Source organism: Streptomyces sp. NBC_00390 (assembly GCF_036057275.1).
In the GTDB taxonomy this organism is placed as follows: Bacteria; Actinomycetota; Actinomycetes; order Streptomycetales; family Streptomycetaceae; genus Streptomyces.
In genome coordinates this window covers 7,362,839-7,387,643 of sequence record NZ_CP107945.1, presented here as the reverse complement: position 1 = coordinate 7,387,643, position 24,805 = coordinate 7,362,839, and the positions used below count along the sequence as shown (strand labels likewise).

The 24,805-nt window shown below is 71.7% G+C and carries 23 protein-coding genes; 13 read left to right on the top strand and 10 right to left on the bottom strand.

Going from position 1 to position 24,805, the window contains the following annotated elements:
- Nucleotides 1–15: 15 nt before the first annotated feature.
- A complete protein-coding gene (locus OHS70_RS32815; protein ID WP_328403511.1) occupies nt 16–624 on the top strand; it encodes an Rv1733c family protein in 609 nt (202 codons plus the stop codon).
- Nucleotides 625–753: 129 nt separating this feature from the next.
- Entirely contained in the window at nt 754–3,165 is a 2,412-nt protein-coding gene (locus tag OHS70_RS32810; RefSeq protein WP_328403510.1) for a right-handed parallel beta-helix repeat-containing protein, read from the top strand.
- Nucleotides 3,166–3,177: 12 nt separating this feature from the next.
- On the opposite strand, the gene OHS70_RS32805 is transcribed toward OHS70_RS32810, so the two are convergent.
- Complete coding sequence (locus OHS70_RS32805; protein WP_328403508.1) at nt 3,178–5,580, bottom strand: hypothetical protein; 2,403 nt, start codon at nt 5,578–5,580, stop codon at nt 3,178–3,180.
- A gap of 247 nt (nt 5,581–5,827) precedes the next feature.
- Here OHS70_RS32805 and OHS70_RS32800 point away from each other — a divergent pair, with 247 nt between their 5' ends.
- The 3 genes from OHS70_RS32800 (at nt 5,828) to OHS70_RS32790 (ending at nt 7,775) form a co-directional block, all read left to right on the top strand.
- A complete protein-coding gene (locus OHS70_RS32800) occupies nt 5,828–6,685 on the top strand; it encodes a DeoR/GlpR family DNA-binding transcription regulator (protein ID WP_328403506.1) in 858 nt (285 codons plus the stop codon).
- Between the two features lie 12 nt (nt 6,686–6,697).
- Complete coding sequence (locus tag OHS70_RS32795; RefSeq protein WP_328403504.1) at nt 6,698–7,174, top strand: SRPBCC family protein; 477 nt, start codon at nt 6,698–6,700, stop codon at nt 7,172–7,174.
- A 118-nt stretch (nt 7,175–7,292) separates the two neighbouring features.
- Nucleotides 7,293–7,775: an SRPBCC family protein gene (locus OHS70_RS32790; protein WP_328403502.1), complete on the top strand. Its 483-nt coding sequence runs from the start codon at nt 7,293–7,295 to the stop codon at nt 7,773–7,775.
- Nucleotides 7,776–7,821: 46 nt separating this feature from the next.
- Here OHS70_RS32790 and OHS70_RS32785 read toward each other — a convergent pair whose 3' ends face one another.
- Complete coding sequence (locus OHS70_RS32785; protein WP_328403500.1) at nt 7,822–8,955, bottom strand: PLP-dependent cysteine synthase family protein; 1,134 nt, start codon at nt 8,953–8,955, stop codon at nt 7,822–7,824.
- Nucleotides 8,956–9,225: 270 nt separating this feature from the next.
- Between OHS70_RS32785 and OHS70_RS32780 the strand changes: the two genes are divergently transcribed.
- A complete protein-coding gene (locus OHS70_RS32780) occupies nt 9,226–9,546 on the top strand; it encodes a hypothetical protein (RefSeq protein ID WP_328403498.1) in 321 nt (106 codons plus the stop codon).
- 183 nt (nt 9,547–9,729) lie between these two features.
- The gene (locus OHS70_RS32775) at nt 9,730–10,236 is read left to right on the top strand and encodes an ATP-binding protein (RefSeq protein ID WP_328403496.1); all 507 of its coding nucleotides are present in this window, start codon (nt 9,730–9,732) and stop codon (nt 10,234–10,236) included.
- A 143-nt stretch (nt 10,237–10,379) separates the two neighbouring features.
- Here OHS70_RS32775 and OHS70_RS32770 read toward each other — a convergent pair whose 3' ends face one another.
- The 4 genes from OHS70_RS32770 to OHS70_RS32755 all read right to left on the bottom strand — a co-directional run bounded on the left by OHS70_RS32770 (nt 10,380) and on the right by OHS70_RS32755 (nt 14,764).
- A complete protein-coding gene (locus OHS70_RS32770; protein WP_328403494.1) occupies nt 10,380–10,661 on the bottom strand; it encodes an SHOCT domain-containing protein in 282 nt (93 codons plus the stop codon).
- 504 nt (nt 10,662–11,165) lie between these two features.
- A complete protein-coding gene (locus OHS70_RS32765; protein WP_328403492.1) occupies nt 11,166–12,410 on the bottom strand; it encodes a cation:proton antiporter domain-containing protein in 1,245 nt (414 codons plus the stop codon).
- A gap of 121 nt (nt 12,411–12,531) precedes the next feature.
- Complete coding sequence (locus OHS70_RS32760; protein WP_328403490.1) at nt 12,532–13,404, bottom strand: YhjD/YihY/BrkB family envelope integrity protein; 873 nt, start codon at nt 13,402–13,404, stop codon at nt 12,532–12,534.
- 148 nt (nt 13,405–13,552) lie between these two features.
- Nucleotides 13,553–14,764 carry an ROK family protein gene (locus OHS70_RS32755; protein WP_328403488.1) on the bottom strand — a complete coding sequence of 404 codons (1,212 nt, stop codon included), beginning with the start codon at nt 14,762–14,764 and terminating at the stop codon, nt 13,553–13,555.
- A 76-nt stretch (nt 14,765–14,840) separates the two neighbouring features.
- On the opposite strand from OHS70_RS32755, the gene OHS70_RS32750 reads away from it, so the two are divergent.
- Nucleotides 14,841–16,130, top strand: coding sequence for an MFS transporter (locus OHS70_RS32750; RefSeq protein WP_328403487.1), 1,290 nt, complete (start codon nt 14,841–14,843; stop codon nt 16,128–16,130).
- A 96-nt stretch (nt 16,131–16,226) separates the two neighbouring features.
- On the opposite strand, the gene OHS70_RS32745 is transcribed toward OHS70_RS32750, so the two are convergent.
- Nucleotides 16,227–16,658 carry a MarR family transcriptional regulator gene (locus OHS70_RS32745; protein ID WP_328403486.1) on the bottom strand — a complete coding sequence of 144 codons (432 nt, stop codon included), beginning with the start codon at nt 16,656–16,658 and terminating at the stop codon, nt 16,227–16,229.
- A gap of 87 nt (nt 16,659–16,745) precedes the next feature.
- On the opposite strand from OHS70_RS32745, the gene OHS70_RS32740 reads away from it, so the two are divergent.
- Nucleotides 16,746–18,305: an MFS transporter gene (locus tag OHS70_RS32740; RefSeq protein WP_328403484.1), complete on the top strand. Its 1,560-nt coding sequence runs from the start codon at nt 16,746–16,748 to the stop codon at nt 18,303–18,305.
- Between the two features lie 188 nt (nt 18,306–18,493).
- Here OHS70_RS32740 and OHS70_RS32735 read toward each other — a convergent pair whose 3' ends face one another.
- The 3 genes from OHS70_RS32735 to OHS70_RS32725 are packed head-to-tail and all read right to left on the bottom strand — an operon-like array spanning nt 18,494 to nt 21,478.
- A complete protein-coding gene (locus OHS70_RS32735; RefSeq protein ID WP_328403482.1) occupies nt 18,494–19,099 on the bottom strand; it encodes a TetR/AcrR family transcriptional regulator in 606 nt (201 codons plus the stop codon).
- Nucleotides 19,092–19,961: a fatty acid desaturase family protein gene (locus OHS70_RS32730; RefSeq protein WP_328403480.1), complete on the bottom strand. Its 870-nt coding sequence runs from the start codon at nt 19,959–19,961 to the stop codon at nt 19,092–19,094. The genes OHS70_RS32735 and OHS70_RS32730 overlap by 8 nt, the downstream gene beginning before the upstream one ends.
- Entirely contained in the window at nt 19,958–21,478 is a 1,521-nt protein-coding gene (locus OHS70_RS32725; RefSeq protein ID WP_328403478.1) for a phytoene desaturase family protein, read from the bottom strand. The genes OHS70_RS32730 and OHS70_RS32725 overlap by 4 nt, the downstream gene beginning before the upstream one ends.
- 187 nt (nt 21,479–21,665) lie before the next feature.
- Between OHS70_RS32725 and OHS70_RS32720 the strand changes: the two genes are divergently transcribed.
- From OHS70_RS32720 to OHS70_RS32705, 4 genes are all read left to right on the top strand, one after another.
- Nucleotides 21,666–22,301 carry a hypothetical protein gene (locus tag OHS70_RS32720; RefSeq protein WP_328403476.1) on the top strand — a complete coding sequence of 212 codons (636 nt, stop codon included), beginning with the start codon at nt 21,666–21,668 and terminating at the stop codon, nt 22,299–22,301.
- Between the two features lie 74 nt (nt 22,302–22,375).
- A complete protein-coding gene (locus OHS70_RS32715) occupies nt 22,376–22,759 on the top strand; it encodes a hypothetical protein (RefSeq protein WP_328403474.1) in 384 nt (127 codons plus the stop codon).
- A 14-nt stretch (nt 22,760–22,773) separates the two neighbouring features.
- Nucleotides 22,774–24,351, top strand: a complete 1,578-nt coding sequence (locus OHS70_RS32710) for a peptidoglycan-binding protein (RefSeq protein WP_328403472.1) — start codon at nt 22,774–22,776, stop codon at nt 24,349–24,351.
- An 8-nt stretch (nt 24,352–24,359) separates the two neighbouring features.
- On the top strand, nt 24,360–24,788 hold the full coding sequence (locus OHS70_RS32705) for a protease inhibitor I42 family protein (protein WP_328403470.1): 429 nt from the start codon (nt 24,360–24,362) through the stop codon (nt 24,786–24,788).
- The last annotated feature ends 17 nt before the right edge of the window (nt 24,789–24,805 follow it).

Below are 24,805 nucleotides of genomic sequence, written 5' to 3'. Positions count from 1 at the left end.
GGGGGGCAGCAGACCGTGCGAGCAGTTGTTGGCCTCTGGCGCTGGCGGCACAATCCGCTGTGCCGTGCCACCGATCTCCTCGAGGCATGGGTGGCGTTCGCCGCCGCCCTGCTTCTTGTCACCGCTGTACCCGTGGCCGGGTGGACAGCGGGTTCGCTCAGTGAGGAGTCCCTGCGCGAATCGGCACGCGTCCAGCGCCTGGGGCGGACGGCGACCAAGGCCACGGTGGTACGGCCGGCGCCCCACCCCAAAACCCCCGGCTTCGATCCCGAGACGGGCCGTTCCGAGGACGTCCGCAGTCTGGTCGTGGCGAAGTGGACGGCCCCCGACGGCAGTTCGCACACCGGCACGGTCACCACCCGGCAGCGCACGGCCCGCCCGGGCGACACCTTCACGATATGGACCGACGCGTCCGGCCTCCTGGTCCACCGTCCGATGGACCCGGCGTCCGTCCGGGTGCATGCGGCCCTCGCCGGCAGCGGCGCCGCGCTGATCGCCGGCGGCCTCGTGGAATGCGCGAGACGGCTCGCCGTATGGGGGCTGGTACGACACAGACTCGCCGACCTGGACCGGGCCTGGGCCGCGGTCGGTCCCGACTGGGGGCGCACCGGCGCAGGCAGCTGACCTGCTCCGTCCCGTCAACTCCGGCGCCCTGCGCGCGCTACGGTGGTGCGACCCCCACGGGGGTCCGGGGAGGCGTCCCCTCAGCGACGCGGCGGTGCACGAATCACGAGGTGGGGGCAGAGCAGCACGATGGCACAGGGCACGGTCCAGGTGACGCACACCGGCACATCGCGGTGGCGGCGCCGCACGGGCGAGTACGCCTCCCTCGCCGCCGCCCTGGAGGCCGCCGCCGACGGCGACATCCTCACCGTGGCACCGGGGACGTACCGCGAGAACCTCGTCGTCCAGCGGGCGGTGACGCTGCGCGGCGCCGAGGGTGCGGCGGGCTCGGTGCGGATCGCGCCGGCGGACGGCGTACCGCTCACCGTGCGTGCCTCCGCGACCGTCCAGGATCTGCATGTGGAGGGCCAGGACTCGGCCGCGCCCGCGCTCCTCGTCGAGGACGGCACACCCGAGCTGGCCGATCTGCGGATCGTCACACGCTCGGCAGCCGGCATAGAAGTACGCGGCGCCGCCCGCCCGACGGTGCGCCGTTGCACGGTCGACAATCCCGCGGGCGTCGGCATCGGCGTACTGGACGGCGCGGGCGGGGTGTTCGAGGACTGCGAGGTGGTCTCGGCCGGGCAGTCGGGAATCTCGGTGCGCGGCGGCGCGCACCCGCGGCTGGAGCGCTGCCGGGTGCACCATGCGTCGGGCGGTGGCCTGACCGTCTCGGGCGAAGGCACCGGTCTGGAGGCGATCGGCTGCGAGGTGTACGAGATCAAGGGCACCGGTGTGCAGATCGCCTCGCGCGCCACGGCCCATCTCACCGACTCGTCCGTGCACCGCACTTCGGGCGACGGGATCACGCTCGACACCGACGCCGTGCTGACCCTCTCCGACTGCGCCATCCACGACGTACCGGAGAACGGGATCGATCTGCGCTCGCGCTCGGTCCTCACGCTGACCCGCTCCACCGTGCGCCACTTCGGGCGCAACGGTCTGTCCGTGTGGGACCCCGGCACCCGCGTGGACGCCAACCGGTGCGAGATCCACGACAGCACGGGCGACTATCCGGCCGTCTGGGTCAGCGACGGCGCGAGTGCCGTCCTCGACTCCTGCCGGCTGCACGACGTCCCCGACGCGCTGTTCGTGCTGGACCGCGGTTCGCGCGCCGACGTCGTCGACAGCGACATCTCGCAGGTGCGCAACACGGCGGTGTCGGTGAGCGACGGCGCCACCGCGCAACTCGACGACTGCCGTATCCGAGAGGTCTCCACCGGTGCCTGGTTCCGTGACCACGGCAGCGGCGGCACCCTGAGCGGCTGCACCATCGACGCGGCGCAGACCGGAGTGATCGTCACCAAGGGCGCCGATCCGCTGATCGATCGCTGCACCGTCACCGCTCCCGCCGAAGCCGGTTTCTATGTCTCCGCCGAGGGCCGCGGCACCTTCCGCGGCTGCCGGGTCACCGGCAGCGGCGGTTACGGCTTCCATGTGATGGACGGCTGCCGTACCACGCTGAGCGGGTGCCGCACCGAGCGGTGCGCCCGCGGCGGCTACGAGTTCGGCGAGAACGACGGCCCGGTCGTCGAGGACTGCACCAGCGACGAGAGCGGTGTCCGGACCAAGGCCGAGCCCGCCGCCACCTCCGTGCTCACCGCCACGCAGTCCCCCGGTCTCCTCTCCCCCGTCCCGGGCGGGCGGGTGGCCCAGTCGCCACCCGAGGCCGCGGCGCCGGCCGGTGGCTCACGCGACTCGGGCGTGGTACTCGGTGAACTGGACGCTCTGGTGGGCCTGGAGAGCGTCAAACGCGAGGTCCGCAGCCTCACCAACATGATCGAGGTGGGCAGACGCCGCCAGGAGGCCGGGCTCAAGGCCGCCTCCGTCCGCCGCCATCTGGTCTTCACCGGCTCCCCCGGCACCGGCAAGACCACCGTGGCCCGGCTCTACGGCGAGATCCTGGCCTCGCTCCAGGTGCTGGAGCGCGGCCATCTCGTCGAGGTGTCCCGGGTGGATCTGGTCGGCGAGCACATCGGGTCCACCGCCATCCGCACCCAGGAGGCCTTCGAGCGGGCGCGCGGTGGTGTGCTGTTCATCGACGAGGCGTACGCCCTGTCGCCCGAGGACTCCGGCCGGGACTTCGGCAAGGAGGCAATCGACACACTGGTGAAGCTGATGGAGGACCACCGTGACGCGGTCGTGGTGATCGTTGCCGGTTACACGGCGGAGATGAAGCGCTTCCTGTCGGTCAACCCCGGTGTCGCCTCCCGTTTCTCACGGACCATCACCTTCCAGGACTATGTGCCGGACGAGCTGCTGCGGATCGTGGAACAGCAGGCCGAGGAGCACGAGTACCGCCTCGCCCCGGGGACGGACGAGGCGCTGCTGAAGTACTTCACCGAGTTGCCCAAGGGGCCCGCGTTCGGCAACGGCCGTACCGCGCGCCAGACGTTCGAGTCGATGGTGGAGCGGCATGCGGGCCGGGTCGCCGAGCTGGCGGAGACCAGCACCGACGACCTGACCCTGCTCTACCCGGAAGACCTGCCCGAGCTGCCGTGACGGCGAAGGGCCTCAGCGGGCCTGCCGGGGCACGGTCGGTCCGAGACGCTCCAGCAGCTCGCCGCGCTCGGCCGCGAACGCCGGATCGGCCTGGTAGTCGGAGTGTCCGAGGATCGGCTCGGGCAGCGGGTACCGGTCCGAACGCCCGTACACGACAGGGTCCTTGAGCTCCTCCCGGTCCACCTCGCGATGGCGGCCCTCGGCGGGAATCAGCACGGGTCCGCCGATCGGGTCGGTGTGCCGGTACAGATTGCGCCAGCAGTCCATCTGGCTGCGCAGCTCCCGCAGGGCATCCGTCCCGAAGTACGCCGGGAACCAGCGGCCGTACAGTCGCTCCAGCGGCGAGCCGTAGGTCAGTAACGCCACCCGGCGGCGGGTGGCCGCGGGTAGCTGCCACACGGCCGCGGCGGCCAGCACGCTGCCCTGCGAGTGGCCCGAGATGACGAGCCGTCCGCCGGTGCGGGCCGTCCAGGTGCACATGCGCCAGGTGAGATCGGGTACGGCGCGTTCCGCGTAGCAGGGCGGGGCGAAGGGATGGGCGGCCCGCGGCCAGAACGTGCCCACGTCCCACAGAATGCCGATGGTGCGCCGGGCGGAGGCGTCGCGATAGGCGCGCCGGCCCATGGTCACGAACAGTATGAAGCCGAAGCCGATCAGCCAGGAGCCCAGCGCCTGTGCGGTCCCGGCGGCGGACTCGGCGAGAGTGCCGCCGGTCCCGAAGGCGAGGCCCGGCACCTCACCGCTGACCCACGCCCCGCCGACCGCGCCCGCCCCGAGCAGCAGCGTGGCCCCGGAGACGATGCCGACCAGACCGGGTGCGGCGTCGGTGAGCGCGGCGCGTGCCCGGGTCCCCGCGATCCTGCGGGTGCGGACGGTGTCGGGCCGGTCCTCGCCGTAGTCCGACTCGACGGCCGGCCGCAGAGCGCGGGCGGCGAGCCAGGTGCGGACCACGAGGACCACGGCCGGCACCAGCAGCACGACGAGCAGGACCGGGATGACGGATGCCTGCCAGCTGAGCAGCACCGGGGGTCCGGGGATGGCCCCCTGGTCGTCCATCCCCGGAGTGCCCGAGCGGTCCAGCCAGTCCGCGACACGCTGGGCGACCCCGCCGGTCATCACCCCGCCGAGGGCGCAGGCGAGCATGGCGACGGCCGGGCCGCCGAAGCCGTGCAGGACGGTGCGGGGATGGCGCGCGCGGCGGTGCAGTGCCCGTGCGGCGACGGCGAGGGCGACGACCAGTGCGCCCTGGGCGAGGACGATGACACGGAAGGTGACATCGCCGGGAAGGGGGCCGGCGGAGGCCCAGCCGGGGCGTGACCAGGACGCGTACACCAAGGACAGGGCGAGCAGGGTGACGGCGGCGCCCGGCAGGTGGCGCACCGTCGCCTTGTCGAGCCGGGCGTCGAGCCGCTTCTCGCTGCGCCCCCTGCGCAGTACCACCCACAGTACGGCGAGCCCGGCCCCGGCGAGGGCGCCCTCGAGGAGCATGCCGCTGAGCTCCAGTACGCCGTTGTCGGCGCCGCGGTCGTGACGGGCAGCCGCTCCGGCGACCGCGGCGGCGACGGTCAGCACTCCGGCGGCGGTGTGCGCGGCGCGCAGCCGGGCGACCAGACGGCGGCCGTACCAGAACCCGGGCCGCCCGAGGGCCGGCCGTACGACGGGCTCGGCGGCGGACGCGGCATCCGCACCGGTCCCGGCGCGCTCGGCCTCCTCCTCGCCCTGGCCGTAGTCGTCCTCGACGTCGCCGCACGCCCGCCACTCGTCGCCGGTCGGCGGGCGCTGCGACTCGTACGCGCTCCACGTGCGGTTGGAGAGGTACCACAGCAGGGCGACCAGCGCTGCCGGCACGGCCGAGGCGAGGGCGAGGCGCCGCCCCGGCTGGGACCACCAGCCGCCCTGGGCACTGGACATGAAGCCGAGCCAGGACCGCTCGGCGCTGCAGTCGGGCGAGCCGGCGCACTGCCAGGCCAGCAGATCGAGCGCGACCTCGCAGGCGGCGGCGGTCAGCAGCACGGTGAGACTCAGCGCCACGAGCCGCACCAGCACCCCGTACAGCCGGGTGGTCCTGCGGAGCCCCGTGGCCCTCGGGCGCATCCAGTGCGCGAGGTTGACCACCATGAACGGAAGCAGCAGCAGCCACAGGGCCCGAGCTCCGTTGCCGGAGGTGAGGTTGGACCAGCAGTACGCCTCCCGGATGGGGCGCTCCCGGTAGTCCTGCGGGTGGCGCTCCGCCTCGGCGTCGTCGGTGCGCCGGTGGACCGCGGCCTTCTCGTCGCCGGTGATCCGCACCGTGCGGGGGTCGCGCAGCATGTCCTGGGGGGTGGCTCCGCCGACGCCGTGGACCAGCAGTTCGAGCGCCGGTCCCCCGCTGTGCGGTGCCTCGGTGTCGTAGGACGCCTCGGTGCCAGGGGTCACTTCTGTGACTCGCTCTCTCGATGGGAGGATCGATCGGTGCGCAGCCGCTCGGCGGTTCGTGGCCAGAATCCCGGATCGTGCCGGTTCGCCGCACGGCTCTCACGGAATCTCCCCCGAGCCCGTACCGCGGAAGCGCGTGCAAGGATGGGAAGCCTTGGCCACAGGCGACGTACAGCCACGTACAGCCCTGCGAGGCGAGGTACGGCGAGGACGGTACGGCGACGACACGGAAGGACCGGCCCCGGCGGTGAGCGACAACCAGAACCTGCTCGCGGAGCAGCGGCGCGCCCTGATCCTGGACGAGGTGCGCAGGCGCGGCGGGGTACGGGTCAATGAACTCACCCGCAGGCTCAACGTCTCCGACATGACGGTGCGACGGGATCTGGACGCCCTGGCCCGGCAGGGGGTCCTCGAGAAGGTCCACGGTGGCGCGGTGCCGGTAGTCGAGGCGAGCACGCACGAGCCCGGCTTCGAGGCCAAGTCGGCGCTGGAGCTCAGTGCCAAGGAGGACATCGCGCGGGCCGCGGCGCGGCTGGCGGTACCCGGCAGCGCGATCGCGCTGTCCGGCGGCACCACGACCTTCGCGCTGGCGCACCATCTGCTGGAGGTGCCCGACCTGACGGTGGTCACCAACTCCGTACGGGTCGCCGACGTCTTCCACTCGGCGCAGCGGGCCGGCGGGCCGGGCGGCCCGCGCCCCGGTGCGGCGACCGTCGTGCTGACCGGCGGGGTGCGTACACCGTCGGACTCGCTGGTGGGCCCGGTGGCCGACCAGGCCATCCGCTCACTCCACTTCGACATGCTGTTCATCGGTGTGCACGGCATCTCGGTGGAGGCGGGTCTGTCCACCCCGAATCTGGCGGAGGCGGAGACGAACCGGCGGTTCGTCCAGGCCGCGCGCCGGGTGGTGGTGGTCGCCGACCACACCAAGTGGGGGACGGTGGGCCTCAGTTCGTTCGCGCAGCTCACGGATGTGGACACCCTGGTGACGGACGTGGGCCTTTCGGCCGCGGCCCGCACGGAGATGGCGGAACACCTGCCGGGACTGGTCGTGGCGGGCGGTACCGAGGCGCAGACCGGGACCGCCGACGCCCAGGACGACTGAGGCGGGCAGGGCATGACGGTCTTTCGGATCACCCGGGCCACCGCCCTGCCGGCCCAGGCCTGCTGGCTGCGGGTGACGGACTGGTCCGCCCATGCCGCACAGATGCCGCTGACCTCGGCCCGGGTCACGACGCCCGCGCCGGCCGGGGTCGGCACTGTATTCGTGGTGCGCAGCGGGATCGGACGCTGCGGTTTCGACGACCCCATGGAGGTCGTGCGCTGGGAGCCGCCGCAGGCAGGCCGTGCCGGGGTCTGCCGGCTGGTCAAGCGTGGTCGGGTGATCACGGGCTGGGCGGAGGTCGAGGTGATCCCCGGGGGCCCGGACGGCGGCTCGGGAAAGGACAGCGACTCGGGCTCGGTGGTCGTATGGACGGAGGACCTGCGGATCCGGCATCTGCCTCGGCTGCTCGATCCGCTGGTGGCGCGGGTGGGCCGGCGGGTGTTCGGCCGCGCGCTCGACGGACTGCTCGCCCGGGTTCCGGCCGGCTGACCGACTGCCGAGGCGGCGGACGTCCGATCGACCGCCCGGGGGTGCGGACATCCGACGAGCCGCCCTATAGGGTGGCGGCCCCCGCCCCACCCCTGCGCTCCGCTGGAGGTACGCACCCATGGCACGCCGGCTGCGCCCCGTAGAGCTCGACTTCGTCGAGACCGCTCCGCTGCGGCTGGTCTTCTCCGCCGAAGTGGCAGCCTCCCCCTCCGCCGTGTACACAGCGCTCGCCGACGACGTCGCCGCCTGGCCGGCGTGGTTCACGGCCGTGACCGCGGCCCGGCCCACCGACGGGGGCTCGGGCCGTGAGGTCAGGCTCAGGGGCGGGACGGTGTTCGCCGAGCGGATCATGGCCAAGGAGCCCGGCACCCGCTACGCGTACCGCGTGGACGAGACCAACGCCCCTGGTCTGCAGGCGCTGTTGGAGGAGTGGCGGATGACCCCGACCGCGACGGGCACACGGGTGCAGTGGACCTTCGCCGCCGACGGGCCCGCGCCGCTGCGGGCCGTACTGCGGCTGGGCCGGGCGGGATTCGGGCGCGCCTTCAAGGACGCGGTGCGCAATCTGGACCGCAGGCTGGCCAGGTCCGCCGCGTCCTGAGCCGCCCTGGCCCACCGCGTTCCGGCTCACGCCGTACGCGGGCCGGTCAGCAGGACCAGTCGCCGCTCTCGAGGAACCGGTCGATGGCGGCCGCGTACGGGCGGATGTCCAGGTCCTGCCGCGCCAGCCATTCGTCGGAGTAGTACTTGTCGAGATAGCGGTCGCCCGGGTCGCAGAACAGGGTGACCACGCTCCCGCGCTGCCCCGAGGCCACCATCTCGGCGACTATCTTCAGCGCGCTCCACAGACCGGTGCCGGTGGAGCCGCCCGCCTTACGGCCGATGGCGACCTCCAGGGCGCGTACGGCCGCGATGCTCGCCGCGTCGGGCACCTTCATCATCCGGTCGATCGCTCCGGGTACGAAACTCGGCTCCATCCGGGGCCGGCCGATGCCCTCGATCCGGGATCCGCAGTCGCTCGTGGCGTACGGATCGCCCTGGGTCCAGCCGTCGAAGAAACAGGAGTTCTCCGGGTCGGGCACGCAGATGCGGGTGTCGTGCTGCATGTAGTGCACGTAGCGGGCGATGGTCGCCGATGTACCGCCGGTGCCCGCGGTGGCGACGATCCAGGCGGGTTCCGGATAGCGCTCGAGGCGCAGCTGCTGATAGATCGATTCAGCGATGTTGTTGTTGCCCCGCCAGTCGGTGGCCCGCTCGGCATAGGTGAACTGGTCCATGTAGTGCCCGCCGGTGCGCTCGGCCAGCGCGGCCGATTCCTCGTACATCTTCCGGGAGTCGTCGACGAAGTGGCACTGTCCGCCGTGGAATTCGATCAATCGGCACTTCTCCGCGCTCGTGGTGCGCGGCATCACGGCGATGAAGGGAACACCGATCAGCTTGGCAAAGTAGGCCTCGGACACCGCGGTCGAGCCGCTGGACGCCTCGATGACCGGCTTGCCGGGTCTGATCCAGCCGTTGCACAGCCCGTAAAGGAACAGCGAGCGGGCCAGGCGGTGCTTGAGGCTGCCGGTGGGGTGGGTGGACTCGTCCTTGAGGTACAGGTCGATGCCCCACTCGTCGGGCAGCGGGAAGCGCAGCAGATGCGTGTCCGCGGAACGGTTCGCATCCGCCTGGACCTTACGCACGGCCTCTTTCAGCCATGCCCGGTACTCCGCGTCGCTGCGGTCCACGTCGACGGTGGCCACCGCCTCGCCCGCAACCGTCTTCTCGACTCTGCTCATGTGCCCTGTTCCTCGCCTCGTCGTCCCGCCGCCACCCGGTCAGGCAGCGCCCGGGAGGCCTTGTCCCGCCCCGGCCGTCCATCCGCCCCCTTCTGCAACAGTAAGCCCCTCACCTGGGCAAACGTTCACTTTGGGGACCCATAGGGGTACCTTGGGAATGCCTTGCGGCGGCGGCCCGTTACGTGGTGGCACCATCCACACGTACTGGTGCACACGGCGCAGGTTGTGCAGACTTCCCTCAGAAGTCGCTGCGAAGGGGGCGGAGACACGATGGCTACGGCAGAGCCCGAGTTCAGTGCCACGGGCGTACGGATCGAGCGCTGGCCGCGCTCGCTCACCCGGGCCGGGCAAGTGCTGATCAAGGACGGCAGGCTGGCCCTCATGACCAGCTACGGCCGGGTGATCGAGAGCGCGCCGGTCCGCGCGGTGACGGCGGGCAGGCCGTGGTTCGCGGGCGACGACAGCACGGTCGCCACCCTCAACGGCAAGCGGTACCGCCTGACCATGGGCCAGCGCAACCACCGGCCCGACGCACGGGCCCTGGCTGGGCGTTTCCTCGACGCCGTGCGCGGCGCGGGCGGCAGCAGCTGACAGCGCGCCTGCACGCAGCGCGAGTTGCGGACCTGTGGGTGATGGTTCACGCTGGTCTCACGTCACTCAGGGTTCACCGGCGGTCACGCTGCGATCCAGCCCCGCCGGCCACATCAGCAGACGGCCGACTGCTGGATCCGTCCTTCGTCTTCTTCCGGAAACTCACTTCGGGGAGTCGCAGCCGTGATCAGCCAGCCAAGCAGGCACTGCACGGTGGAGCTCCAGGCCCTGCCGTCGCGGATCGGACAGGTCCGCAGAATCATCTCGGCGCAACTGCGCTACTGGCATCTCGATCCTCTGATCGACCAGGCAGCGCTCGGCGTCACCGAGTTGCTCACCAATGTCCACCGGCACGCTCAGCCGGACAAGACATGCATCGTCGACATCGAGCTGCTGCTCGACCGGCTCACCGTCTCGGTCCACGACCGCGATCCGCGGCTGCCGACCGTCGGGGCCATGGACGGCCTCGCCACCTCCGGGCGCGGTCTCGCGCTGATAGCGGCGGTGAGCGAGAGCTGGGGAGTCCGGCCGGAGGGCGACCTGGGCAAGGTCGTCTGGTTCTCGCTGCCGGCCGCCTACACGCCGGAGGTGTCCCTGCCCGGATACCCGGTGGTCTACGGGGCGACCACGACCGGCCCCTTCACCGGGACGCGGCCGCAGGTACCCGTACGGACAACCGTCTCCGGCTGACCGGACGGAAGGACGCGCGGGCCCCACGGCCCCGGCGTGGTCACCGCCCCCGTCAACGCAGGAGCTGCTCGGCCGCTGCCGTAGACCTTCGCGGCGTCGATCACCCGGGGCGGCGACCCGGGCCCTGCGATGGGGGGTCGGCGTCATACCGCACCGTCCTTGGGGGCACGTCCGAACTGCTCGTCCAGGACGGACAGCCGCCGCCAGTACTCGTCCTCGTCGATCTCACCGGCAGCGAACCGGCGGCCGAGCAGCGCGATCGGCGAGTTCTCGCCGGTGCGCACGCCGTGCCAGGGCGCGCGCCGGCCATGGACGATGCCGGTGCGGCGCAAGGCGGTGACGACGCCGATGACTACAGCCGCCCAGATCAGCGGGAAGAACAGGACCCACGGGCCGGGTCCGGACGCATGGGCGAGTGTGTTCACGATGGTTCAGCTCCTCGGTGGCGATGATGTTTCGTCGTTGATTCCGAGGTTCGCGCCGGCAGGCGCCGAAGTCGTCGTACGGCCAGCGGCAGTTCGCCTACCACTCCGGGAGCACGGAACGCACCCGCAGCTGCTTCCCCTGGGAGCGTGACGTGCCGCGCGGCGGCCTCGTCGGGCAGTTGACGACGGACCCCCGACCTGATGGCGAGCTGTTGTGCACCCCGGTCGACGGGACCGACGCTGCGTCGGCTGCGCGACCGGCTCGCGGCAATCGTGCGCGAGGGGCAGCAACGCGGTGCCCCGGGGGACACGCCCGCCCCGGCCGGTCGCGAAGACGATCGCGGCCGGCGGTAGCGGGCCGCCATGTGGCCGCCCGCGGTCCGCGAGGTGCCGCACGGGTCGGCCCCGGAGCGGGTCACGCCGGGCCGTGGGCGGCGCTGGTGAATGCCGGTGCGCACGGCAGGCGGACACGTCTGCCGTGCGCACCGGCCGATGCCGAACCGGTCACGGTTCGTCGTCCCGGCTCCCGGCCGCCGGAAGCGCACCGGTCGGCCCGGCGCTGCTGCGCCGGGCGTAGAAGCGGCAGATCGGCTCGGTGCTCAGCCCGTGCAGCACGATGCTGGCCATGACGGTCATCACCATGACGCGGGCGATGAAGTCCGCGCTCTCGTCGGGCAGATCGATGACCGCGAGTGCCCCGAACACGATGGAGGTCACGCCTCTCGGGCCCATCCAGCCCAGGAAGAGCCTGTCCGCGGGTTTCAGCCCCGTCCCCGTGAGCACCAGCAGGACGGGAAGCAAGCGGACCAGGGTGACGGCGAGCAGCGCGTAGAGGATGACCGAGACCTCGAGGCCGTCCCAGAACACGTTGTTGACGATCTGCCCGAAGAGGAACCAGAGCGCGAGGGTCATCAGGGCGACCAGATCGTCGGTCATCTCCACCGCGCTCTCGGGGAGCCGCCGCAGCGCCGGGGCGATGCACACACCGGCCACGAAGCAGGCGACGAATCCGTTGCCCCCCAGAGCGGCGGAGAGGCTGTACGCCGCCACCGGGACGGCGAGCACGCCCAGCCTCAGCGCCGACGGCTGGGTCCACCCGCGCGACCACGACAGGCGCAGTAGCCGGCCGGCCACGGAGCCGATGACCAGGCCGCTGACGAGGGCCCAGCCGGCTGCCTCGACCGCTGCCAGCAGCGCGCTCGCGTAGTCGGCATGGGCACCGTGCGATTCGGCGGCGACGGCGATGCACAGGAGGAAGACCGGCGAGACGATGCCGTCGTTGAGGCCCCCTTCGACGTTGAGGACCTCGCGCAGCCGGGAAGGGATTCTGCGGTCGCGGACGACGGCCGCGGTGGGGGCCAGATCCAGCGGCACGACGACGGTCGCCAGGACCGCGAGCAGCCACCCCGACTCACCGGGGAAGATGAGGAATCCGGCCAGGAACGCGGCGCACAGGGTGAGCGGCAGACCACCGGCGAGCAGGCGCACGACCAGATTTTTCTCCCGCCCGAGGATTCCGCCGGGAACCTCGATGGCGTCCACGAAGAGCAGCAGGGCCAGGACGACTTCCACCGCGTGCTCGAACACGGCCGTGTCGAAATCGAATCTGAGCGGGGGACGCGATCCTGCGGTCAGCGCGATACCGGCCACCATCATCGCGATGGGCGCGGTGATGCTCCATCGCGAGAGTCTGTGCGCGAGCAGCGACCAGACGAACAGAACTCCCGCGACGACCGCAACGGCAAGCATGGCACCCGCTTTCCTGCTCTGCGCACCCCCGCCTCGGGCAGAGCTTAGGGGCGCTTCACGCGGCCGTCGTCGACGCTGCCGGGGGTGTCACCCGTTGCCGCCGTCCGAGCCCCGAGAGCGGCTAGGTCCGGTGGTGCCTGCCGTGTTCCAGCATGAACTCGCGCTCCAGCCGGCGCCGGGTGAGCGCCTCGTGGATCAGCCGTCCCACCAGGGCGCCGGCGTAGACGACCACGCCGACGCCGACGAGCCAGGACTGGATGACGAGGACCGTCCCGAACGGCCCGTACGTGACCGCGTTCGAGGCGATCAACGGGGAGAAGACCATCTGGGAGAAGATCCGCAGTCCCAGCATGAACAGGGCCGTGGTCACTGCCCCGGGGATCAGCGCCCGCCAGCGGACCCGGCCGCACAGCAGCAGCCGCTGGGACGCCCAGAAGAACAGGAACGTGCCGATCAGATCGCCCAGTGCCACGACCATGGTGAGAAGGACGGAGTCCTCCGGTTCGGGCGTGTTGACGAACGCGATCAGGGAGAAGATGAGCAGCGCGAGCCACACCACATGGCGCCACAAGGTGTGCCAGCGGGCCGTGGGCAGGTCCCACACCTTCTCGTAGCCGGTCTGTACGGCGGAGCCGAAGGTCAGTCCGAACACGGTGAGCGCGGCCAGGCCGAACGCCGTGGTGCGCTGCAGCGCCTGCCCCGGCAGACCGAACAGCCGCTCCACCTCGTCCTGGGACTCCTTCGACACGCCGAGCGCCGCGCCCATCCAGCGGGCGAAGCCCTGGCCGCTCGCCGGGTCGGCCGCGGCGACGAGGATCAGCAGCGGTACGAGGGTCAGAAAGCCGAGTGCGGCGAAGCCCATGGCCCGGTGCATCAACTCCATCTCGCGGGCGCGGTTCCAGCCCAGGCCCACGGGTGAGGCCTCGATCCAGTCGTACAGACGGAGGAGCCGTGGGTTCACGGTGCGATCCGGGCCGGAGGGCTTGTCGGTCATGGTCGTGGACTACCCGCAACCGCGGAGGGAGCCGTCCCTCGTGCCTCCGGACGGGTGTCGGCCACCGGTGCGGGCCGGGGACCGTGGGGGCGGGCCCGGACCGCCGGTACGCGGAGCGGGGCAGGCTCCCACCGCGGACCCGGCGCTGTCAGCTGAGGGAGCCGAGCGGGTCGTCCAGGACCGGCTGCCATGCCAGTTCGGCCGCACCCACCAGGCTGTTGTGGTCGAGGGTGCAGGCCAGGATGGGAACCCCTCCGCTGCGGCCCCACAGGCTGCGGTCGGCGACCACGGCGCGCAGCCGGTCCGGGGCGGCGTCCAGCAGGTCGCGGTGCAGTCCGCCGAGGATGATGCGGTCCGGGTTGAGGATGTTGACCAGCCCGGCGAGCCCGAGGCCCAGGCGGTCGATGAGTTCCTCGGCGGCGGCCCGCACGGCCGGATCGCCGTAGTCGGCGCGCAGCAGTTCCCGGGACTGTTCCAGGAGCGAGACCTCGGGGCCGGGATCGCGGCCCGCGGCCGTGAGGAAGGCGAGCGGGTCGGCCTCGACATCGAGGCAGCCGCGACTGCCGCAGTGACAGGGACGGCCGTCGGGGGTGACGGTGAGATGGCCGACCTCGAGGGCGAGCCCTGAGCTCCCGGTGTGCAGACGGCCGTCGAGGACCAGTGCGCCGCCGACACCGCGGTGGCCGGTGGCGACGCAGAGCAGATGCTGTGCCCCCCGTCCGGAGCCGTGGCGGTGTTCGGCGAGTGCCGCGAGATTGACATCGTTGCCCGTGAACGCGGGTCCCTGGATTCCGGCGGCGTGTACCTGCTCGGCGAAGATGTCCCGTACCGGGGCCCCTGCCGGCCACGCCAGATGCAGCGGATTGAGCGCGGTGCCGTCCGGCTCGGCGACCGCGGAGGGCACGGCGAGTCCGGCGCCGACGCAGCGCCGGCCACTGGCGCGCAGCAGGTCGGCGCCGGCTGCCACGACCTCGCCGAGCACCTGAGCGGGGTCGGCCTGGACCGTGACACAGCCGGGCGCGGTGGCGACGGTACGGCCGCCGAGTCCGACCAGGGCGGCGCGGAATCCGTCGGCGTGCACCTGGGCGGCGAGGACGACGGGGCCGGTGTCGTCGATCTCGAGGCGGTGCGAGGGGCGGCCCTGGGAACCCGCTGCGGCGGTGGGCCGGGAGTCGACGCGGATCAGGCCGAGGGCCTCGAGTTCGGCGGCCACGGCGCCGGCGGTGGCGCGGGTGACGCCGAGTTCGGCCGTGAGGACGGCGCGCGTCGGGGCACGGCCGGTGTGCACCAGTTCCAGCGCAGGGCCGAGTGCGCTCCTGCCCCGTTCCAGCTTTGCCCGCGTCGTCGCGTTGCCGTTCATGAAGGCGAGTCTCCCATGATCCCGTCGCTCGTCCGCCGCCTTGTACGGAACGGCCTCCGCCCCCTATCCTGACTTTGTGCCGCTCATAAACAAACTCAGGACGGCCGCACCGGGGGGACCCGGCAGTGACCCTGCCCCCACCCCCCTGTCCCGCCTCCGCATCGCGCTGACCGTCTTCTTCGCCCTCGACGGCTTTCTCTTCGCCGGCTGGGTCGTCCGCATCCCCGCCATCAAGCAGCAGACCGGATCGTCGGCAGGCGACCTGGGACTCGCGCTCCTGGGGGTCTCCGCCGGAGCGGTGGTGACGATGACCCTCACCGGACGGCTCTGCCGCCGCTACGGCAGCCATCCGGTGACTGTGGCCGCCGGCATGCTGCTCGCGCTGAGCATGGCGCTGCCGCCGCTCACCCATTCGGCCGCCGCCCTCGGCCTGGTACTGCTGGTCTTCGGCGCCGCCTACGGCGGGATGAACGTCGCCATGAACAGCGCGGCGGTCGACCTCGTGGCCGAGATGCGACGGCCCGTCATGCCCAGCTTCCACGCGGCGTTCAGCCTCGGCGGGATGCTGGGTGCGGGGCTGGGAGGGCTGGTCGCGGGCGGGCTGTCCCCCACCTCCCATCTGCTCGGCCTGACCGTCGTCGGGCTGGCTGTCACGGCCGCGGCCGGGCCGGTACTGCTGCGCCACCCCGCACCGACTCCCGCCGGCGGCGCGGACCGGATCACGCCCCGCCGGATGTCGGGCCGCACGCGTCGGCTCGTTCTGCTCTTCGGCGTGATCGCGCTGTGCACCGCGTACGGCGAGGGGGCGATGGCGGACTGGAGCGCGCTCCATCTGGAGCAGGATCTGCACGCCCACCCGGGCGTCGCCGCCGCCGGCTACTCACTGTTCGCCCTGGCCATGACCGCCGGCCGGCTGTCCGGCACAGCCCTGCTGGAGCGCCTGGGTCAGACCCGCACGCTGGTCGCGGGCGGCCTGACGGCCGCCGCCGGCATGCTGCTCGGCGCGCTCGCGCCCGGCGTATGGGCGGCTCTGCTCGGTTTCACCGTGACCGGCCTCGGCCTCGCGAACATCTTCCCGCTGGCGGTGGCCCGCGCGGGCGCGCTGGCCGGACCCGCCGGCGTGGCCGCGGCATCGACACTCGGATACGGCGGAATGCTGCTGGGCCCGCCCGCGATCGGCTTCCTCGCCGACTGGTTCTCACTGCCGGTGGCCCTCACGACGGTCGCGGCGCTCGCGGCGGGCGCGGCACTGATCGGTTACGGAGCCCGGCACGCCACGCCCGCGGCCACGAACGCGCACCAGCCTCAGCCGGCACATCGGCCGGCTGTCCTGGTGGACGGCACCGACGAGCCGTCACTGCGCTGACCGGCTTCCGTGCCGGACGCCGCGGAACCGGCTGCCGCCGGATGCCGAGCCGGTCACCGGCGAGCGGAGTTCGCGCCGATCCGGCGAACTCCGCTGTCACACTGCGGCCGCCCCGGCCCCGGGCTGCTCCACGCCCGACAGCATCCGGGAGAGCACCGCACGCTGAACCGGCTGCACCTGGGCATGGCGGGCCCGGCCCTCGCCGGTGAGCCGTACGCGCACCCCACGCCGGTCCTCGCTGCACATGCCCCGGGTCACCAGGCCGTCCTTCTCGAGCCGTGCGACCAGGCGGGACAGCGCGCTCTGGCTGAGATGGACGCGGGACGCGAGCTCCTGGACGCGGTACGAGCAGGCATCGCCCTCGGCATCGGCCGGAATCTCGGCGAGCACGTCGAGCACCTCGAAGTCGCTGGCGCCGAGTCCGTGCTGGTGCAGCTCACGGTCGAGTTCGCAGGTCGTACGGGCGTGAAGTGCGAGAACGTCCCGCCATTGCTCCACGAGCGCCCGCTCGGACTTCGTTGCTCCCATGACCGCACGTTAGCAGAAAAGCGGCACTTTGTTGCACGAGAATTAAATGCACTTGCATTGAATGCATGTGCATGTAGCGTGCTGCACATGACCACACCGATCGCCGTCCCCGATACGCAGGAGCGCTGGAGCCCCCGTCTGTGGGGCACGCTGCTCGTGCTCTGCGCCGCGATGTTCCTGGACGCCCTGGACGTCTCGATGGTGGGCGTCGCCCTGCCTTCCATCGCCACCGATCTCGGCCTGTCCACCTCGACCCTGCAGTGGATCGTCAGCGGCTACATCCTCGGCTACGGCGGACTCCTCCTGCTCGGCGGCCGCGCGGCCGACCTCCTCGGCCGGCGCCGCGTCTTCCTGATCGCCCTCGCCGTCTTCGCGCTCGCCTCCCTGCTCGGCGGGCTCGTCGACTCCGGACCGCTGCTGATCGCCAGCCGGTTCATCAAGGGCCTGAGCGCCGCCTTCACCGCACCCGCCGGCCTCTCGATCATCACCACGACCTTCAGGGAAGGCCCGCAGCGCAACCGCGCCCTGTCCATCTACACCACCTGCGCCGCCACCGGATTCTCGATGGGCCTGGTGCTCTCCGGGCTGCTCACCGAGGTGAGCTGGCGGCTGACGATGCTGCTGCCCGCGCCCATCGCCCTGATCGCGCTCATCGCCGGCCTCCGGCTGATCCCCCGCAGCAGCCGAGAGGACTCCGGCAAGGGATACGACCTTCCGGGCGCCGTCACCGGCACGCTCTCGATGCTGCTGCTCGTCTTCACCGTCGTCCAGGCTCCCGAGGCGGGCTGGGCCTCGGCCCGAACCCTGCTGTCGTTCCTCGCCACCGCCGCGCTGCTCACCGTGTTCGCCACCATCGAGCGGCGCAGCGCCCACCCGCTGATCCGGCTGGGCGTGCTGCGCTCGGGCAGCCAGATCCGGGCCAACCTCGGCGCCGCGTTCTTCTTCGGCAGTTACGTCGGCTTCCAGTTCCTCGTCACGCAGTACATGCAGTCCCTGCTCGGCTGGTCGGCCCTGCAGACGGCACTGGCCTTCCTGCCCGCGGGCGCGCTGGTGGCCCTGTCGTCGACGAAGATCGGCTCGGTCGTCGACCGGTTCGGCACACCGCGGGTGATCGCCACCGGGTTCTCGCTCCTGGTGATCGCCTACGCGCTCTTCCTCCGCATCGACCTCTCGCCGGGCTACGCAGCGGTGATCCTTCCGTCGATGCTGCTGCTCGGCGCGGCCTGCGCATTGGTCTTCCCTTCCCTCAACATCCAGGCCACCAACGGCGTAGAGGACCACGAACAGGGCATGGTCTCCGGACTGCTCAACACCTCGATCCAGGTCGGCGGCGCGATCTTCCTTGCCGTCGTCACCGCGGTCGTCACAGCGGGTGGTGACACGGGCCGCTCCCCGCAGGAGGTGCTGGACAGCTTCCGCCCCGGCCTCGTGGTGGTCACCGTTGTTGCGGCGGGCGGCCTGCTGATCACGCTGACAGGGCTGCGCACGCGCCGCCGTCAGCACAGCGTGCTGGTGGCGAAGTCCGCACCGCGGCGCGAGCCGTATCAGCGTGGTGAAGCGGCTCCTCCGCTTGTCGGCACTGCCGGCAGTGAAGCGGGCAGGGCCGGGCGGGAAGCAGCGGCGATGCCTCCTCGCGAGGAGGACTGACGACACCGCCGGTGCCTGTCTCACAGCCCCGTCCTGGGTGGTTGCGTCGGCGGGTCGGGGTCTCCGCGTGTTCGCGGTACTCACAGCGCCGGGAAGCCCACCGCGATCCGGACGAGGTCCGCGTCCGCGACGTGGCCGGCCCGCTGCGGGCGGGCTCGCGATGTGGCTGCCGGACCGGCGCCGGAAGCTCAACGAGTCCGGCGTGCCCGCCGGTTCAGGCGAGGGATCCGGTCGAAGACCGCGGCGAGCCTGGCGGCCTGGTCGAAGAGTGTCGCCGGGCGGGAGCGGTCGCCGTCGAGGTGGGTGAGGGTTTCCATGCCGAGGTAGAACGCAACGGACGCGCTCGCCAGTACGGGTACGCGCACGATGGACGCGAGGGGTTTGCCGCGCAGCAGCGCACTCAGCAGTTCCTCGGCCAGCGCCTCCCAGTTCCGGGTTTCGAGGGCCAGTTGGGCGGCCAGCCTCGACCCGGGCCTGGCGCCGGCGTACAGCTCCTGAACGGCGGCGATGTGCCCGCTTTCGGTGTCCTCGTCGTAGAGCTCGCGGAGCCGTGCGACCGTGGGCACGGCCCGGTCCGTCCCGGACAGCTCTGCGCGATAGCGCCGTATCCGGGATGCGCTGGTCCGGGCCAGCGCCGCCACCAGCAGATCGTCCAGGTCCGAGAAGTGGTAGTAGATCACTCCGGGGGCGAAGCCGCCGGTCTGGGCGATCGCCCGCGCGGTCGTGCCTCCGTAGCCGTTGCGCACCAGGCAGGCGAGGGTCGCGTCGAGGACGCGGTCACGTGTGTCAGACAACGCGCACCGGCCGGACCCCGTGGGCGGCGAAGTGGCCTTCGAGCCGGCGCGAGAGCTCCGGCAGGTGATGGCTGGGCACACGCGGGTAGAGATGGTGCTCCAAGTGGTAGGTGAGCTCCAGGAAGACGGCGGGGATGATTCTCCCGCGCAGGGTGCGGGTCTGGGTCAACGGGGTGTCTCCGTAGTCGTGGTGCGGCAGGTACACCGTCAGGAGGGGGTACACCCAGCTCCCGACGATCGCCATCACCGTATAGACCAGCACTCCTGGCGTGTGGGGCAGGAGCAGCACTCCCCCGCCGAGCGCGGCGAACGGGGCCGTGGCTTCCGCGAGGAGCCAACGGCGGTCCTGTCCTTGCCGGTAGGACCAGAACCACAGGCGCACGAGGAACACGGGGCCGTAGCAGACGGCGCCGAGCAGCGACAGCTCGGCCGGGTAGCCTTCCGGGTCGTCGGGGTGCGGGAAGATCCGGTGGTGCTGGGTGTGCGTGGACCGGTAGGCGTGCCCGCTCTCCAGCAGGACCAGCCCCATCGCGAACAGCGCCCAGTCGGTGGCGCGGGGAGACAGGCCGATCGTGCGGTGCACGACGTCGTGGGTGACGGTCACCACGGCGACGAAGACGCCGAAGACGATCACGGGAGTCAGCCACCACCAGCCCAGCCACACAGCGCCCGCAAAGCACAGCACTCCGACGCCGGGACGGGACAGGGCGACGATCCGCTGCCAGCGTGTGGTGACGAGGAGATCCTCGCCGAGCTCCGCCAGGGTCGGCAGACCCGGTGCCGGGGCCCCTGCCGTCCGAGGCGGCACGGCGGGCGGTACGACCGGTGGTTCGGGCCCTGTGGCCGGATCGGTCGGGGTCATCGGGACCGTCCCTTCTCCCTCAGCATGCCCTCCGCGACGATGCGGCTGCCCAGCACGCAGGCGACCGTGCCGAGGCCGGGCCAGGTCGAGTCGCCGACGAGCCACAGCCCCGGGCCGCCGAGATCGTGCGGTACGGCGTGCTGGTTGGTGTTGCGCAGATGCTGGCGCGCTCCGCCGACCGCTCCGCCCGGACGGAAGCCGAACCGTTCGTAGCTGCGGGGCGTTCCGGTCTGCGCGAACACGGCTCGCTCTCCGAGGCGGGGGTACACGCGCCGGGCCAGAGCCACCAGTTCTTCGCCTGCTTCCTTCTTGCGCTGTTCGTAAGCGCTCCGGTCGAGGCCGCGCCAGGCGGCGAGGTCGGTGTGGGTGGAGATCATCACCGCTCGGTGGCCGGGCGGGGCGCTGAGCGCGTCGCCGGGCGCGGACACGGAGACGAACATGTTGTTGCCGTCGCCCAGGGGACGGTCGTACGCCTGCAGTACCTGATGGTGCGTGAGGTCCTGGCCCGCCACCTCGGACTCGGGTACGCCGAGGAAGACCACGGTCGCACCGCCCAGCGCGTCCGCGTCCCGTTCCAGGTACGTCCGCAGTCTGCGGGCGACCGGGAGCCCTGCGCAGATCGTCGCCGTGGTGGCGGCGGGGACCGCGCAGACGATACGGCGGGCGTGCACGACGCCTCGGCGGGTGGTCAGCCGGTAGGCGCCGGGGCCGCCTTCGACGCGCGCGACGGGGCAGCCCACCCGGAGCGAGCCGCCGAGGCCCCGGTAGTGCTGCACGAGGACGCGCCAGAATCCGTGCATGCCTCCGGTGTGCCGGCTGAGTCCCGCGCCCCGGATGGTCACCCCGAGCGCCGCGTTGATGAGGGGCGCGTCGTCGACCGTCGTGTGCACGGTGTCCTCGACCAGCATGCCGAGCAGCCCCACGAGCGCGTCGTCGCCACGCAGGGAGTGGTCCCGCAGGGCCTCGCCCAGGGTTCGGTTCAGGTGGCGGGCGAGCCGTACGCCGGGTATGCCGACCGCCCGCAGGTCGTGGAGGGCGTCAGCGGGCCGGCGTATCGGCAGTCGTACGCCCCTGCGGCTGGCCTGCCAGAAGGTGTGTGCCAGTCGGTCGAGCAGCGCCCAGAAGCGGCGATGGTCCTCGCTGTCGCCGAGTTTGCGCAGCCGTTCCTCGTGCCACGCGGTCTGATCGCGGTGCAGCACGACCTCACGGTCCGGCAGAAAGGCCCGGTAGCCGGGCAGTTCATGCGCGTCCAGCGGCGGTATGCCCACGGTTTCGAGCAGTTCGCCGCCGACACCACCGGGGCCGAAGTCGACCAGAGTGGTCGCGCCCACGTCGAAGGAGAAACCCCGCTTCCGGTAGTACCCGGCGCAGCCGCCCGCGTGGCCGTGTGCCTCCAGCACAAGCGTGGACAGTCCGGCCGCCTGCAGCCGCAGCGCCGTGGCCATGCCCGCCATACCGCCGCCGATCACCGTCACGTCGGCAGGCTCGCGGGCGTTCTGAACATCTGTTCTGAACATCCGTTCAGGGTGGGCCAGTTCATCCTTCGAGTCAAGAGTTCCGACCTGTCCGAAGAGACGCATTGGAACCACCTCGCCCGTCTTGCGCACCTCGGTACGATCACCGGTCACACACGGGGGCACAGCCGCGCAGGGGGCGGCGATGGGCGGCACCGTGCACAGAGGCAGTTGGCGGTTGAGGGCCGCAGTGTCAGGAGCCGCGGCGGCAGTGCTGCTCGGCGGCTGCAGCGCCGGGGCGGTCGTGTTCCGGCCACAGCAATGGGGCCGGGGCTTCAAGGCACAGCAGCCGGCCCGGAGCGCACCGGGCACCGTCGCCGTACTCGACGGGCCAGTGCCGATGGCAGTGCCGGGCGCTACCCAAGGGCGATCCGACCTCCACGCCGACGCCCGCTCCTTCACCGCGGCGTACCGCGCGCGGTTCGGCGAGCACCGCGGCTGGTACGCGGCGGAGGCGTTCGACGCCGCGCTGTTCCTGGCCGAGGTCTGTGCGAGGAAGGGCTCTCCCCTGGCGGAACGGGGCGCGATCGTGCGCCGCATGGCCGAGGTCGGTCAGCGCGGCATCAGCCGGACGATCGAGTACACCGCGGACAAGGGCTACAACAGCGACGCGCTGTTCCTGTTCCGTACCGTCGACGGCGAGTTCGACTTTCCGGGCAGTACCAGGAAGCGGTCTCATGAACCGGCCGCATCGACGGAGTCCCCCGCCGCAAGGCGTGCTTCTGCGGTGAGCGCGACGCTCGTCGCCGGGCGCACATACGCGGGAGCCCTGTGGGGAACCTGTGGCGCCGGGCGTGTCCATGGCAGTGTTCTGCTAACTTCCTGACGGTTGTGACCTGGCCGAATTTCCCTGTCCGGAAAGTGCGTCGGGGTCGGGGACGCGGGAAACGGGGGAAGGCCATGACCTCTGCGGAGGGCTACCAGGTCGGGCACAAGGGCATGTCGGGCCAGGCCGGCGAACTGGACGGTTCCGGCAACGACGTGGGCAAGATCCGCAAGGCCGTCGCCGGCACGATGTGCTACACGCAGGACGCCCTCGGCGGCTCCGACACCGGACCCGCGTTCAACGCGTTCGCGGCCGCCTGGGAGGCCGAGACCAAGGTCCTCGAAGCGGCTCTGCACGAACTCGCGGACAAGGTCCGCCTCTCCAGCCACGCGTACCGCGGTTCCGACATCGGTGTCCGTACGGGAGCCCGCTCCGTCTCCGTCGGCTCGGCGGCCGACGCGGGCGTCAGCACGATGCCGGCCCACGCCCAGCGCCCGTCCGCGCTGACCGCCTACTGACGGGGCACGCGTCCATGACGGAATCCACGAACGACCGCAGGCAGAAACTCGACGGGCTGCGCGAGCGCATCTCCTCGGCCGGCAGCAAGAACGACCTGATCGACGCGATCGAGGCCGCCCTCGGCGTCTCGGCACCGGTCGGCGACCCGAAGGTGATCGAGGCCCTGGGCAAGCGCTACACCGGCCGGACCGACGAGGCCGACGCGGTGAGCGAGCGGATCAACAAGATCGCCCGCAGGGGTCTTCCGCAGGTCTGGGTCGGCGACACGAGCGTCCTCGCCTCCGACGTGGTGGGCGCCGCCTCCCGCGACGCCCAGCAGATGATCAAGGCGTTCCAGGGCGGCGGCAAGGCGCTGATCGCGCTGTCCGACGCGCTGGAGACCGCGCAGACCAAGGACGGCACCGGCCGCGGCAAGCTGCGCGAGGCCCGCACCATGCTCGGCGGCAAGGACGGCTTCTTCGACGACTGGCACGAGGACGACGACGAGGAGGAACTCCGCCTGCGAGCCCGCTCGCTGGCCTCCCACGGCGTCGACGACCTGCACACGGCGGCCGCCGAGGCCGACGACGCCGCCCGCGTCGCGGCCCGCGACCTCAACAAGTTCGCCGCCGAGGCCCGGGCCGGCCAGATGGACACCGACGAACTGACCGCCGCCGACCGCCTCGCCCTCGCCGACACCGGCAACGTCCGCGGCGACGCCGAACTGAACGAGATCCTCAGCGCCAACGACCTCGAACGCTCGGGCCGCGCCATGGACAGGCTCTCGACCGCCGAGCAGACCCGTATGGAGATCCTCTTGGTGAGCGCGTCAAGCCCGCAGGAGAAGGCGTACCTCATGAAGGCCCTCGCCGCGGGCTACGGCATCGGCGAGGTCGAGGAGTTCGGCGGGAAGATCCACGGCAAGGACCCGGCGTGGCTCCAGCAGCACCTGACGCCGATCACCACCGGCATGACCCCGGGGCGGAAGGGGAAGGAGGACCAGAAGTTCGGTGACGAGAATTGGTCCCAGGACGACGCGACGTGTGTGCCGTCCTCGACGGTCACCGCGCGCGCCCTGGTCGACCCGGTTTACGCCCTCGAGCTCACCGGCGGTCCCGACGGCCAGGACAATGACCCCGATCACTTCCGCGAGCGCCTGCACGACGAGCAGTTCCGGATGAACGAGGAGGGCGACGGCGGTTACGACGGCTGGTGGTGGGACCGCCACCCTGCCGGCATGGACTCCGACGGGCAGGAGGAGATCTCGAACAAGGAGATCGGCCCGCACACCGGCGGCAAGTACGACACGCAGGAGATGGACGGCGCCGACGACCGGCGCGGTGTCCTGCCCGACATCGAGAAGTCAGTGGCCGATGGCAGGCCGGTCCCCATCAACATCTCCCGCAAGGACGAGAACGGCGACTGGGTCGGCCACAGCCTGGTGATCGTCGGGCAAGAGGACGGGAAGCTACAGGTCTACAACCCCTGGGGCACCACCGCGTGGGTGAGCGAGGACGACTTCATCAACGGCGACCTCAGCGCGGCCACCGATGACCGCTACTCCAAGGCCCACCACGGCGATGTCGAAACCGTCTACATCGAGCGGAACTGAGGGTGTCCATGCGCTCTTCTCTGCGTACGGCGCCCGTGCTGGCCGCCCTGCTCCTCGTCCTCACCGGCTGCGGCGCCTCCGAGTACGAGACCGACGAGCGGACCATCTCGGTCGACCATGGCGAGCAGTTCACGCTGAAGGTCCCGGCCAGCCCGGAGCTCGGCCAGAACTGGTACCTGGCGGATCCGAGTCCGGACCCGGCAGTCCTGGAGTACCGGGGCTTCCGCGAGGACGACAGTGCCAGTGACGGAGCCCAGTTCTTCGACTTCACGGCACTCTCGCCCGGGAGGGCGACGGTGAAGCTGCTGTTCTGCCCCTACGCCCGGTGCGGCAGCGCCGACGAGGTCGCAGCGTCGCCGGTCCCGACGGCCACGAGCACCCCGAAGAACGCGGACCAGGAACCCGCCTACTACCTCTATACGATCACCGTCCGCTGAGCCGGACCGGAACGGAA

Coding starts and splice junctions, on each gene's coding strand:
- OHS70_RS32790 (WP_328403502.1), top strand. CDS start 7,293: ATGGCACGCCGGCTGCGCCCCGTAGAGCTCGACTTCGTCGAGACCGCT.
- OHS70_RS32765 (WP_328403492.1), bottom strand. CDS start 12,410: ATGCTTGCCGTTGCGGTCGTCGCGGGAGTTCTGTTCGTCTGGTCGCTG.
- OHS70_RS32725 (WP_328403478.1), bottom strand. CDS start 21,478: ATGTTCAGAACAGATGTTCAGAACGCCCGCGAGCCTGCCGACGTGACG.
- OHS70_RS32715 (WP_328403474.1), top strand. CDS start 22,376: ATGACCTCTGCGGAGGGCTACCAGGTCGGGCACAAGGGCATGTCGGGC.
- OHS70_RS32740 (WP_328403484.1), top strand. CDS start 16,746: ATGACCACACCGATCGCCGTCCCCGATACGCAGGAGCGCTGGAGCCCC.
- OHS70_RS32760 (WP_328403490.1), bottom strand. CDS start 13,404: ATGACCGACAAGCCCTCCGGCCCGGATCGCACCGTGAACCCACGGCTC.
- OHS70_RS32710 (WP_328403472.1), top strand. CDS start 22,774: ATGACGGAATCCACGAACGACCGCAGGCAGAAACTCGACGGGCTGCGC.
- OHS70_RS32810 (WP_328403510.1), top strand. CDS start 754: ATGGCACAGGGCACGGTCCAGGTGACGCACACCGGCACATCGCGGTGG.
- OHS70_RS32745 (WP_328403486.1), bottom strand. CDS start 16,658: ATGGGAGCAACGAAGTCCGAGCGGGCGCTCGTGGAGCAATGGCGGGAC.
- OHS70_RS32705 (WP_328403470.1), top strand. CDS start 24,360: ATGCGCTCTTCTCTGCGTACGGCGCCCGTGCTGGCCGCCCTGCTCCTC.
- OHS70_RS32730 (WP_328403480.1), bottom strand. CDS start 19,961: ATGACCCCGACCGATCCGGCCACAGGGCCCGAACCACCGGTCGTACCG.
- OHS70_RS32785 (WP_328403500.1), bottom strand. CDS start 8,955: ATGAGCAGAGTCGAGAAGACGGTTGCGGGCGAGGCGGTGGCCACCGTC.
- OHS70_RS32780 (WP_328403498.1), top strand. CDS start 9,226: ATGGCTACGGCAGAGCCCGAGTTCAGTGCCACGGGCGTACGGATCGAG.
- OHS70_RS32795 (WP_328403504.1), top strand. CDS start 6,698: ATGACGGTCTTTCGGATCACCCGGGCCACCGCCCTGCCGGCCCAGGCC.
- OHS70_RS32755 (WP_328403488.1), bottom strand. CDS start 14,764: ATGAACGGCAACGCGACGACGCGGGCAAAGCTGGAACGGGGCAGGAGC.